Here is an 11,333-nt window from a genome sequence, read left to right as displayed (position 1 = left end):
CAGCGCGCGCTGCGGCGCCACGCGCTCCGCCGCGCTGGCGGCGGCGACGCCGGCCAGCGCGTCGCCCGAGCGGAAGGGCGTGGCGCGCGCCATCAGCGTGCGCAGATCGTCGAAGACGTGGCGCGTGCCGCCGATGCTATGCGCGAAAGCCATGCTGGACCTCCGCCCTCCACATGGCGCGACCGGCCCCGGCTTGCCAGCCCGGGCCGAGGCCAAGAGGATGCGCCCATGGATCCCGACTGGCCCGACCGAATCTACGAAACCCTGAAGGTGCATGCCATCACCCAGGTCGCCCTGGTGCCGGATGCCGGCCATGCCCGTCTGATCCGGCGCTGCATCGCCGATCCGGCCATGCGGGTCGTCACCCTGACCACCGAGGAAGAAGGGGTGGCCATGCTGCTCGGCAGCTGGCTCGGCGGCGCGAAGGGCGTGCTGCTCATGCAGTCCTCCGGCGTCGGCAACTGCATCAACATGCTGTCGCTGCCGGTGCTGCACCGCGCGCCGCTGCCGATGCTGGTGACGATGCGGGGCGATTTCGGCGAGTTCAACCCGGCGCAGGTCCCGATGGGCAACGCGACCCAGCCGGCGCTGGAGGCGATGGGCACGCTGGTGCGCCGCGCCGACACGCCGGAGGAGGTGGCGCCGGTGGTGGATGCGGTGCTGCGGCTCGCCTTCAACACCTTTCGGCCGACCGCGGCGCTGCTCGGGCAGCGGCTGATCGGCGCCAAGACCTTCGGCAAGGACTGAGCGCCATGGCGACACTCGATCGGCGCGACGTGGTGCGCGAGCTGCTGCGGGACCGCGGCGAGCTGCTGGTGGTGGCGGGGCTCGGCGCCTCGGCCTGGGACATCACGGCGGCGGGCGACGTCGCGCAGAATTTCCCGCTCTGGGGCGGGATGGGCGGGGCGGCGATGCTCGGCCTGGGGCTGGTGCTGGCGCAGCCGGCGCGGCGCGTGCTGGTGATCACCGGCGATGGCGAGATGCTGATGGGCCTCGGCGCGCTCTGCACCATCGCCGTGCAGAAGCCGGCGAACCTCGCCGTCGTCGTGCTCGACAACGAGCATTACAGCGAGACCGGCGGTCAGGAGACGGCGACGCGGCATGGCGTGGACCTGGCCGCGATCGCGCGCGGCGCCGGGATCGCCGATGCGCGGCAAGTGACGGAGGCGGCCGGCGTCGCGGCGCTCCGCCAGGACATCCATGCGTCCGCCGCGCCGCTCTTCGCGGTGGTGAAGGTGGCCGCGGGCAACCATCCGCTGGTGCTGCCGCCGCGCGAGGGCGCGTATCTGACGGCCCGCTTCCGCGAGGCCGTGCTCGGCCCCGCCGCGCATCATCAGCTCTGAAGGCTTCGCCATGCCGCATGTGATCTGCCCGCAGCCGATCCACGAGGATGCGCTCGCGCTGCTGCGCGCGGCGCCGGGCTTCACCCTGGAGGTGCTGCCGGACCGCGCGCCGGCGACCCTCGCCGCCAGGCTTCCGGACGCCGATGCGCTGATCCTGCGCACCATCCGCGTGGACCAGGCGTTCCTCGGGATGTGTCCGCGCCTCGGCATCCTGGTGCGGCACGGCGTCGGCTACGACATCATCGACGTGCCCGCGCTCACGGCGCGCGGCATCCCGCTGGCGATCACGCCCGAGGCGAATGCGGTGTCGGTGGCGGAGCATGCGCTGATGCTCATGCTCGCCTGCATGCGCAAGCTCACGGCCTATGACGCGAACATGCGCCGGCCGGTCTGGGGGGCGCAGGCGGGGCTGCCGGCCTTCGATCTGGCGGGCAAGACCGTGCTGGTCGTCGGCTTCGGGCGGATCGGGACGCGCGTCGCGCGGCTCTGCGCGGCCTTCGGCATGCGGGTGCTGGTGCGCGATCCCTACATGCCGAAGGGCACGATCCGGGGTGCGGGCTACGAGCCGGTGGACGATCTGCCCGCGGCGGTGGCGGAGGCCCACATCGTGACGCTGCATTGCCCGTCCAATGCCGAGACGCGCGGGATGGTGGATGCGCGCTTTCTGGCCGCGATGAAGCCGGGCGCCGTCCTGGTCAACACGGCGCGCGGCACGCTGGTGGACCAGGTCGCGCTGGAGGCGGCGCTGCGCGCGGGGCGGCTGGGTGCGGCGGGCCTGGACGTGTTCGAGGAGGAGCCGGTGGAGGCGCCGATCCCGCTGCTCTCGGCGCCGAACCTGATCCTGACGCCGCATGTCGCGGCGAGCACGCAGGAAGGGCTGCGGCGCATGGCGATGGACAGCGCCGCGGCGGTACTGGCGCATTTCGAGGGGCGGCTCGACCCCGACGTCGTGGTGAACCGCGAGGTTCTGCGCCGGAACGGATAGGGCGCGTCAGCGCCCCTTCCAGACAGGCGGGCGCTTCGTCAGGAAGGCGCTCACGCCCTCCCGGAAATCCTCGCTGCCGAAGCACATGGCGACGAGGTCGTCGCCATCGCTATTGGCAGCGGTCGCGCGACGCAGCCGCGCCAGCGCGGCCTTCGTCGCCGTCAGTGTCAGCGGCGCCATGCCGGCCACCGTCTCGGCCAGCTCCATCGCGCGGGCCTCGAGCGCCGCGGCATCGGGCAGCAGCTCCGACACCAGGCCGGCCGCCAGCGCCTCCGCCCCCGTCACCATCCGCGCGGTGAAGATCACTTCCTTCACCCGCGCGGGGCCGAGCAGCGAGACGAGCCGCGCGTAGTTCTGCATCGACAGGCAATTGCCGAGGGTGCGCGCGATGGGCATGCCGAAGCGCGCATCTTCGGTCGCGATGCGCAGGTCGCAGGCGCCCGCGATCGCGAGGCCACCGCCGGTGCAGAAGCCCGCCACCGCGGCGATGGCGGGCTTCGGGCAGTCCTCGATCGCGGCCGGTGCGACCTCGAGCTTCGCCTCGTAATCCAGGCCGTCCTGGCCGGTGCGGAAGCTCGTGAACTGGCCGATGTCGGTGCCGGCGGCGAAGGCTTTCCCGCCCGCACCGGTGATGACCCAGGCGCGGATGGCGGGATCGGCGGCGACGCGTTTCGCCTGCTCCGTCAGGCCTTCGTACATGGCGAAGGTCAGCGCGTTGCGGGCCTGCGGGCGGTTCAGCACCGTCCAGGCCACGGGGCCGCGCGTCTCGTGCAGGATGTCGCTCATCGTCCGTCTCCCTGCCGCCCCTTGTGCGGGTGGCGGGGCGGGGGGACAAGGGGGCCGAGGAGACCCCGCATGCGCATCGTCAGCGTGAAGCAGGGCGTGGCGCCGATCAGCAGCGCCATCGCCAACGCCTATATCGATTTCTCGAAGATGACCGCGTCCATCGTCGCGGTGACGGTGGAGGGGAACGGGCGCCGCGCCACCGGCTACGGCTTCAACTCCAACGGCCGCTACGCCCAGCCCGGTCTGCTGGCGGAACGCTTCGTCCCGCGCCTGACCGAGGCGACGGAGGCGCAGGTGACCGACGCGCAAGGTCGGCTCGACCCCGCCGGCGCCTGGGCGGTGATGATGAAGAACGAGAAGCCTGGCGGACACGGCGAGCGCAGCGTCGCGGTCGGCGTGCTCGACATGGCGCTGTGGGACGCGGCGGCGAAGCTCGAGGGCGTGCCGCTCTGGCGGCTCCTCGCGGACCGCTACAATGGCGGGCAGGCCGACGAGGCGGCCTGGGTCTATGCCGCTGGCGGCTACTACTACCCGGGCAAGGGCGTCGATCAGCTCGTCGAGGAGATGAAGCGCTACCTCGGCATGGGCTACAGCGTGGTGAAGATGAAGATCGGCGGCGCGCCGGGCACGGGATTGAAGGACGCGCTGGCCGAGGATCTCGCACGGATCGAGGCGGTGCTGAAGCTGCTCGGCGGCGACGGGTCGCGGCTCTGCGTGGATGTGAACGGGCGCTTCGGCCTGCACGCCGCGCTGACCTACGCCGCCGCGCTCAAGCCCTTCGGCCTGCGCTGGTACGAGGAGCCGCTGGACCCGCTGGACTACGCGACCCACGCGACGCTCGCCGAGCACTACGCGCCGCCGATCGCGACGGGCGAGAACCTGTTCTCCATGCTGGATGCGCGGAACCTGATCCGGCATGGCGGGCTGCGGCCCGATCGCGACGTGCTGCAGTTCGACCCGGCGCTGTCCTATGGCCTGGTGGAGTATCTCCGCACGCTGCAGATGCTGGTCGAGCATGGCTGGTCGCCGCGGCGCTGCGTGCCGCATGGCGGGCACCAGTTCGCGCTGAACATCGCCGTCGGGCTCGGGCTCGGTGGCAACGAGAGCTACCCGGAGGTCTTCGCGCCCTTCGGCGGCTTCGCCGACGATGTGCCGGTGGTGGACAGCCGCGTGCGGATGCCCGACGTGCCGGGCGTCGGCTTCGAGGCGAAGAACGAGCTCTACGCGGTGTTCAAGGGTCTGGACTGAGCCGGTCCGCGAGCCAGGCGGCCGCGTTGCCGTCGGCGCCGGAGGGCAGCGGGCCCGACGGCGCGGCCAGGAAGGCCAGGATGTCGCGCACCACGACGTCGCGGTTGCTGTCCACTAGCAGCAGGTGGAAGCCACGCGGATAGACGGCCAGCCGAGGCCGCGCCTCCGGCGGCACGCGGGCGAGCGCGGCGCGGGAGGCATGGCCCGGCACGATCATGTCGCGCGCGCCGACCAGCATCAGCGCCGGCACGGGCCGCCCGTCCATGCTCCGGCAGCAGCGTGGCAGCGCGGCGACGGCGGCATCCATCAGGTCCACCAGCCCGACGGCGCTGTCCACGCGCGTGGTGCGGATGGTGAGCGGATCGCGGCCGAGGCGGCGCAGTGCCTCCGTATTGTCGCTCGCCACCACGCCGCCGACGCCGCCCTGGAAGCCCATCACGGGCATGGTGCGCGAGATGAGCCAGAGCCCGCCGCGCATGACGCCGTTCATGAAGTCACGGGACCAGAGGGCGGGTGTGAGCAGGACGTAGCCGTCCACCGGCGGCGGCGCGTCGGAGGCGCCGGCCAGTATGGCCACCGCCGCCCCCATGCTCTCGCCCATCAGGTAGATCGGCAGGCCCGGGTGGCGCCGGCGCAGCAGCTGCGCGGCGGCCTTGGCGTCGGCAGCGAGCGTGTCGGCGCCGGCCCAGTAGCCGCGGTTCGGGGCCCGGCCGAAGCCGCGCTGGTCATAGGCGTAGACCAGCAACCCGCCCGCGTTCAGCGCGGGCAGGCTGTCGGTCAGGAAGTTGCCCGAATGGTCGTTGAATCCGTGCAGCGCCAGCACGACGGCGCGCGGCGTGCCCTCGGGCGGGAAGCGGCGCAGCGGCAGGGTGGCGCCGTCGGCGGCGCGGATCGCGTCCTCGCGGATATCGGGCGTGCCGATGGGCGGGCCGGCGGGCAGGACGACGGGCGTGCAGGCCGCCGCGACCAGCGCAGCCGCAAGGACGGCTGCGCGCCCTGCCGCCGCCAAGGGTCTCCAGCCGGGGATGCGCACGATGGCGTGCGGATCGCCGATCGCCCTTCCCGCGTCAAGCGAAAGGCGCCGGCCGTTGCGCGGCCGGCGCCCGTCCGGATCAGAAGCGGTAGCGGACGCCGACGCCGATGACCCAGGGGTTGAGGTCGGCCGTGCCGCTCACGGCGCCCCCGTTCACCCGCACATCCGGGCTCAGGAACAGGTACTTCACGTCGAAATTCGCCAGCCAGTTGCGCGAGATCTCGTAGTTCACGCCGGCATTCAGCGCGAAGCCCCAGCTGTCCTTGATGTCCACGCTGGTGATCCCCGGACTGCGGCTGCCGCCTTCGCTGTAGAAGATGGTGTAGTTCAGGCCGGCGCCGACATAGGGGCTGAAGCGCGAAGTCGGCAGCGGGTGGTACTGCAGCGTGAGCGTCGGCGGCAGGACCCAGGTGCTGCCGAGGTCGATCGTGCCGGCGCCCGGCACGTTGCGGACCTCCACGTCGTGCTTGGTGGTCGCCGCGATCAGGTTCAGCGAGACGTTCGGGTTGAAGAAGTAGGTGAAGTCGAGCTGCGCGGTGAACGCGTCATTGGCGTTCGGCGTCCCGCCGATCGAGGTGTTGCCGCCATTGGTGGGCAGCACGCCGATCCCGCTCAGGCCGATCAGGAAGTCGCCCGCCCTCAGGCCACGCACATCCTGCGCCAAGGCCGGGCCGGCCGTCACCGCCAGCGCCATCGCCGCGGCAAGCATCCGTGTCTTCATGAGCTTCGAGCCTTCCAGTCCCGCGGCGCGCCTCCGTGCGCGTCCGCCGGCGGGGACCTTCGGTCTCAGCCCAGCACCGAACCTTGATGCATGTCAGATTCGTTTCGCATCGCAGCAAGGCGTTGCATATGCGCAACGCCTTGCTGCGATAGGATGCCAGTCTGGGAGGGCTATTCCGCGCGGATGTTGGCGGTCTGCACCACCTGCCGCCAGCGTGCGATCTCGGCCTCCTGGAAGCGGCGGTACTCGTCCGGCGCGTTGGCGACCACGTCGAAGCCGATGGCATTCAGGCGCTGGACGTTCTCCGCGTTGCGCAGCGCCTCGACGACCGCGCCGTGCACCCGCGCCAGCAGCGGCGGCGTCATGCCGGCGGGGGCCATGACGGCCTGCCAGGAGGTGACGACGAAGTCGGCCAGCCCTTGCTCGATCGCCGTCGGCACTTCAGGCAGCAGGCGGTTGCGCTCGGCGCTGGTGACCGCGATGGCGCGCAGCCGTCCGCCCTGGATGTGGCCGGCGACCGTGCCGAGGTTCTGGAAAGAGAGCTGGACGTTGCCGGCGATGAGGTCGGTCGCAGCCGCAGCTCCGCCCTGGTAGGGCACATGCTCCGGATCCGTCCCCGTGCGCTGCTTGAACAGCTCCATCGTCAGGTGGTCCGAGGAGCCGACGCCGGAGGTCGAGTAGCTGGTCCGGCCCCGGTTGCGGCGCAGCCACTCCACCAGCTCGGCCAGGGTGCGGACCGGCACGCGCTCCGGATTCACCACCAGCACGTTCGGCGTGGTGACCGCGAGGGTGATCGGCGTGAGCTCGCGGATCGGGTCGTAGCCGAGATTCGGCCGCAGCGCGGTGTTGATGGCGAAGACGCCGATCGAGCCCACGAAGAGCGTGTAGCCGTCGGGCGCCGCGCGGACGACCTGGCGGGCCGCGACTTCCCCGTTCGCGCCGGGGCGGTTCTCCGCCACCACGGGCTGGCCGATGGACTGGCTCATCCGGTTGGCGATGGCGCGCGCGACGATGTCCGACGGGCCGCCGGCGACGAAGGGGACGAGGATCGTGACCGGCCGGTTCGGCCAGTCGGTGCCCTGGCCGGCGGCCGGCAGGGGCAGCAGCGGCGCGGCCAGCGCGGCCAGCGCGGTACGGCGGTGCAGGCGCATGATCATCTCCTGGTGTTTCCTCCGATCGGAGGATGCGGCCTTCGGGCCGGCGCCGCCACCCTCTCCGGTCCAGGAGTCGGAGTGGCCGCCATGGCCAGCCTGGTTGCCGTGCCATCCCCCGCCCGAGTGGGGCCCCAGGCGCTGACGCGCTCGCTCGGGGTCTGGCTCTTCGATGGCTTCGCCTACGACGAAGGGCGCGCCCTGCTCACGCGGCCGGACGGCCTGGCCCTGATGCCCAGGCCGAAGACCGAGCTGGTCCTGATGCTGCTGCTGCGCCGGGCCGGCAGCGCGGTGTCGCGGACGGAGCTGCTCGATGCGGTCTGGCCAGGGTCGGATGTCGGGGACGACAACGTCACGCAGTGCATCACGGAACTGCGGCGCGCCTTCGGGGAGCGCGCCGGGCTGCTGAAGACGGTGCAGCGGTGCGGCTACTGCCTTGACGCCGAGGTGGCCTGGCGGCCGTCGGGCTGAGCGGGTCGCGCCGCCTCGCCTGGGGCGCGCGGCGACTCAGGGCCAGAAACGGTAGGTGAGGGTCAGCCCGGCCACGGCCTGGGTCGGCGTGCCGCGATCCACGAGCGGGCTGTCGGCGGCGTCACCGAAGATGCGGCCGACCTCGCCGAAGCCGATGACCGCCCAGCGGTCCGAGATCACCCAGGTCACGCCCGCGGCGACGCCGGCGAACCAGTAGTCCCGGGGCCTGAAGACCTCGTAGCCGCTGCGCTGGGACTGGCGCTCGTCGACGCCGAAATAGGTCTCGGCAAAGTCGCGGCTGCCCCAGGACAGGCGCGGGCCGGCCGAGAGGATCAGGTCCGGGCGGGCGCGGAAGATCCGGTCGAGGCGTGCATCGGCCAGCACGCCGGAGTGCCCGCCGAAGCCCTGGCGCAGCTCGGCGCGGGCCAGATAGGTGCCGTCCGAGTAGCTCACGAAGGCCCCCGCCTCACCGGCCAGATCCACGTCGCCCATGCCGCGCAAGGCGTCGTTGTCGTCCTGGTCACGGCCGAAGCGGGGCCGGACCAAGACGCCGGCGCTGACGGGGCCGTTGCGCAGCAGCGTGGCGCCGGCGCCGTCGCGGAACGAGATGAAGATGCCGTCCTGCGGCGTGCGGATGTCGAAGGCGGCGAGCGGGCGGACCGTCCAGTCATTGGAGCCGAGATAGTCGGGCGTCAGCAGCGCGCCGACGCCGATCGCGACGCGCCAATTGTCGGCGCCGAGTGCGCCGATGGCTGGCGCGGCCTGCGGGGCGAGACCGGTCTGGGCGACGGCGGGCGCTGCGAGGAGGCAAGGCAGCAGCGCCGCGGCGGCGCGAAGGATCGAACGCATGGCGGGGTCCCGGCAGGTTTCGCGCGCAGGTGGTGGGTCTCCCGCCGCGTGTCCACCGCTTTACCTTTTGGGTCCAGCCGGATAAGCGCCGCCGGCACGGGGCGAACGACCGGGAGACGCTGCGCATGCCGACCGACCTCGAGATCGCGCGGGCCGCGACGCTCCGGCCCATTGCCGAGATCGCAGCGAAGGCCGGCATCCCCGACGCGGCCCTCGAGCCCTACGGCAAGTACAAGGCGAAGGTCGCGCCGGAGTTCGTGGCGAAGGCCTCGTCGCGTGGCCCTGGCAAGCTTGTGCTGGTCACCGGCATCAACCCGACTCCGGCCGGCGAAGGCAAGACCACGACGACGATCGGCCTCGGCGACGCGCTGAACGCGATCGGCACGAAGGCGATGATCGCGCTGCGCGAGCCCTCGCTCGGCCCCTGCTTCGGCGTGAAGGGCGGCGCGACCGGCGGCGGCTACGCGCAGGTGCTGCCGATGGAGGACATCAACCTCCACTTCACCGGCGACTTCCACGCCATCACCAGCGCGAACAACCTGCTCTCCGCGGTGCTCGACAACCACCTCTACTGGGGCAACGAGCTCGGGCTGGATCCGCGCCGCGTCAGCTGGCGGCGCGCAATGGACATGAACGACCGCAACCTGCGCGACTGCGTCGTCGGACTGGGCGGCGCATCGCAGGGCGTGGTGCGGGAGGACGGCTTCGACATCACCGTGGCGTCGGAGGTGATGGCGGTGTTCTGCCTCGCGCGCGACCTGCACGACCTGCAGGCGCGGCTCGGCCGCATGATCGTCGGCCGCACGCGCGACGGCCGCGCAGTGACGGCGAAGGACCTCAAGGCGGATGGCGCGATGGCCGTGCTGCTGCGCGACGCGCTGTCGCCGAACCTCGTGCAGACCATCGAGGGCTCGCCCGCGCTGGTGCATGGCGGCCCCTTCGCCAACATCGCGCATGGCTGCAACAGCGTCGTTGCGACGCGCCTCGGCCTCGGGCTGGCGGATGTGGTGGTCACCGAGGCCGGCTTCGGCGCCGATCTCGGCGCGGAGAAGTTCCTCGACATCAAGTGCCGCCTCGCCGGCCTCGAGCCCGGCGCCTGCGTGATCGTCGCGACCGTGCGCGCGCTCAAGATGCATGGCGGCGTCGCCAAGGCCGATCTGGGGCGCGAGGACGTCGCGGCGGTGGAGCGCGGCGTGGTCAATCTCGCGCGGCACGTCGAGAACATGCACAAGTTCGGCCTGCCGGTGGTGGTCGCGCTGAACAAGTTCACCTCCGACACGCCGGCCGAGATCGCAGCGGTGCAGGCGGCGATGGCGCGGCTCGACACCGAGGCGATCCTCTGCACGCATTGGGGCGACGGCGCGGCCGGGGCGGTGGAGCTGGCGCGGGCGGTGAAGGCGCGGCTCGACCGCGGCGCGGCGCGCTTCGCCCCGCTCTACCCGGACGCGATGCCGCTGGCCGAGAAGTTGCGGACCATCGCGCGCGAGATCTATCGGGCGGCCGATGTCTCCATCCCCGCGGCAGCCGCGCAGAAGCTGGCGCGCTGGGAGCAGGAGGGCTTCGGCCACCTGCCCGTCTGCGTCGCCAAGACGCAGTATTCCTTCAGCGCGGATCCCACCGCGCTCGGCGCCCCCACCGGCCATGTGCTGCCGCTGCGCGACGTCCGGCTGTCGGCCGGCGCCGGCTTCGTGGTGGCGATCTGCGGGGAGATCATGACCATGCCGGGCCTGCCGCGGCGGCCGGCGGCGGAGACGATCACCCTCGACGCGGACGGTCGGATCGAGGGGCTGTTCTGAGCGCTTCCGCGTCAGGCTTCGACGGCGGCTGATCGAGAAGGCGGCGCAGCTCCTCGGGCACCGGCTCGGCGACGGTCGCGTCGTAGAGTCGGCCGAGCTCGGTCCTCAACCATCGGTCGAAGGCGCCCGCCCCGGGATCGGGCGCTGCTTCGGAGAGGGAGGTCGCCCCGAGCGGGAGCGATGCGCTCCCGGGACGGATCTGCGCACTCATGATCGCAGCAGCGTGCGGCGCCGGGCGCGGTTCCTCGGTCGGCTTGCAAAGATGTCGTTTCGCCCCGCCGTTGCCGCCTTGCCGCAGTGTCGCGGCTGACAGGATCGCGTGAGGCCCGCCACGATCCGGGCGGCGAGGCCGCGCCGCGACAGGAGGGGGGTGCGCGCCCCGGGGTGCGCGACCCAGGGTCCACGCCGGCGGACCGGGGCTGTATAGCGGACAGGGCTTCGCCACGGGGCGGAGTCGGGACGGGATGGCATGGCACAGGCCGCGGTGGACGGGATCCTGCGTGAGGCCGCCGGGCGACACGCCCGCGGCGACCTGGACGGCGCGGCGCGGCTTTATCGCAAGGTCCTGGCGCAACGGCCGGGCGATCCCAACGCGCTCAATCTGCTTGGCCTGCTGGAACGCCAGCGCGGCGATCTGGCGCGCGCGCTCGACCTTGGCGGGAAGGCGGTCTCGGCACGGCCTCACAGCGCGATCTTCCTGGCGAATTACGGCGCGACGCTGGCCGAGGCGGGCCGGCTGCCGGAGGCGGTCCGCGCCATGCAGGCCGCGCTCGCACACCGGCCGGACGACCCCGTGACCCTGCGCAACCTCGGCCAGGCGCTCACGGCGCTCGGCCAGCACGGGGCCGCCCTGGCGCCGCTCCGCCGGGCGGTCGAGTTGGCGCCGGAGGCGCCGGAAGCGTGGCTCGCGCTCGCCCATGCGATGCGCGAGGCCGGCGAACCCGAGGCGG

13 protein-coding genes are annotated in these 11,333 nt (G+C 72.4%); 7 read left to right on the top strand and 6 right to left on the bottom strand.

All coding sequences use genetic code 11. From position 1 onward, the window contains the following. A partial coding sequence (gene eutB, locus L2I40_RS11025; protein WP_237215008.1) for an ethanolamine ammonia-lyase subunit EutB occupies positions 1 to 153 on the bottom strand: 153 nt, incomplete at its 3' end. Positions 154 to 228: 75 nt separating this feature from the next. On the opposite strand from eutB, the gene L2I40_RS11020 reads away from it, so the two are divergent. Genes L2I40_RS11020 through L2I40_RS11010 form a run of 3 tightly spaced genes read left to right on the top strand, consistent with a single transcriptional unit; the run spans position 229 to position 2,328 of the window. Next, positions 229 to 747 carry a thiamine pyrophosphate-binding protein gene (locus L2I40_RS11020; RefSeq protein WP_237215007.1) on the top strand — a complete coding sequence of 173 codons (519 nt, stop codon included), beginning with the start codon at positions 229 to 231 and terminating at the stop codon, positions 745 to 747. Positions 748 to 752: 5 nt separating this feature from the next. Next, positions 753 to 1,343: a thiamine pyrophosphate-dependent enzyme gene (locus L2I40_RS11015; protein ID WP_237215006.1), complete on the top strand. Its 591-nt coding sequence runs from the start codon at positions 753 to 755 to the stop codon at positions 1,341 to 1,343. 10 nt (positions 1,344 to 1,353) lie between these two features. Beyond that, positions 1,354 to 2,328, top strand: coding sequence for a hydroxyacid dehydrogenase (locus L2I40_RS11010; protein ID WP_237215005.1), 975 nt, complete (start codon positions 1,354 to 1,356; stop codon positions 2,326 to 2,328). 6 nt (positions 2,329 to 2,334) lie between these two features. On the opposite strand, the gene L2I40_RS11005 is transcribed toward L2I40_RS11010, so the two are convergent. Further along, the gene (locus L2I40_RS11005) at positions 2,335 to 3,114 is read right to left on the bottom strand and encodes an enoyl-CoA hydratase (protein WP_237215004.1); all 780 of its coding nucleotides are present in this window, start codon (positions 3,112 to 3,114) and stop codon (positions 2,335 to 2,337) included. Between the two features lie 69 nt (positions 3,115 to 3,183). Here L2I40_RS11005 and L2I40_RS11000 point away from each other — a divergent pair, with 69 nt between their 5' ends. Then, positions 3,184 to 4,362: an enolase C-terminal domain-like protein gene (locus L2I40_RS11000; protein ID WP_237215003.1), complete on the top strand. Its 1,179-nt coding sequence runs from the start codon at positions 3,184 to 3,186 to the stop codon at positions 4,360 to 4,362. On the opposite strand, the gene L2I40_RS10995 is transcribed toward L2I40_RS11000, so the two are convergent. The 3 genes from L2I40_RS10995 to L2I40_RS10985 form a co-directional block, all read right to left on the bottom strand. Beyond that, positions 4,346 to 5,371, bottom strand: coding sequence for an alpha/beta fold hydrolase (locus L2I40_RS10995; RefSeq protein ID WP_237215002.1), 1,026 nt, complete (start codon positions 5,369 to 5,371; stop codon positions 4,346 to 4,348). The genes L2I40_RS11000 and L2I40_RS10995 overlap by 17 nt on opposite strands. Before the next feature lie 103 nt (positions 5,372 to 5,474). Then, entirely contained in the window at positions 5,475 to 6,116 is a 642-nt protein-coding gene (locus L2I40_RS10990; protein ID WP_237215001.1) for an OmpW/AlkL family protein, read from the bottom strand. A gap of 170 nt (positions 6,117 to 6,286) precedes the next feature. After that, a complete protein-coding gene (locus tag L2I40_RS10985; protein ID WP_237215000.1) occupies positions 6,287 to 7,267 on the bottom strand; it encodes a Bug family tripartite tricarboxylate transporter substrate binding protein in 981 nt (326 codons plus the stop codon). 90 nt (positions 7,268 to 7,357) lie between these two features. Between L2I40_RS10985 and L2I40_RS10980 the strand changes: the two genes are divergently transcribed. Beyond that, the gene (locus L2I40_RS10980; protein WP_237214999.1) at positions 7,358 to 7,738 is read left to right on the top strand and encodes a winged helix-turn-helix domain-containing protein; all 381 of its coding nucleotides are present in this window, start codon (positions 7,358 to 7,360) and stop codon (positions 7,736 to 7,738) included. Between the two features lie 36 nt (positions 7,739 to 7,774). Here the strand turns inward: L2I40_RS10980 and L2I40_RS10975 are convergent, their stop codons facing one another. Continuing rightward, complete coding sequence (locus L2I40_RS10975) at positions 7,775 to 8,587, bottom strand: MipA/OmpV family protein (RefSeq protein ID WP_237214998.1); 813 nt, start codon at positions 8,585 to 8,587, stop codon at positions 7,775 to 7,777. A gap of 125 nt (positions 8,588 to 8,712) precedes the next feature. Here L2I40_RS10975 and L2I40_RS10970 point away from each other — a divergent pair, with 125 nt between their 5' ends. Together L2I40_RS10970 and L2I40_RS10965 are read left to right on the top strand one after the other, a co-directional pair. Further along, positions 8,713 to 10,383 carry a formate--tetrahydrofolate ligase gene (locus L2I40_RS10970; protein ID WP_237214997.1) on the top strand — a complete coding sequence of 557 codons (1,671 nt, stop codon included), beginning with the start codon at positions 8,713 to 8,715 and terminating at the stop codon, positions 10,381 to 10,383. 469 nt (positions 10,384 to 10,852) lie between these two features. Continuing rightward, positions 10,853 to 11,333, top strand: a 481-nt coding sequence (locus tag L2I40_RS10965) for a tetratricopeptide repeat protein (RefSeq protein WP_237214996.1), incomplete at its 3' end; no start/stop codon positions are given.

The organism is Falsiroseomonas oryziterrae, assembly GCF_021864505.1.
Lineage (GTDB): Bacteria > Pseudomonadota > Alphaproteobacteria > Acetobacterales > Acetobacteraceae > Falsiroseomonas > Falsiroseomonas oryziterrae.
This window is presented reverse-complemented; position numbering and strand designations above follow the sequence as displayed.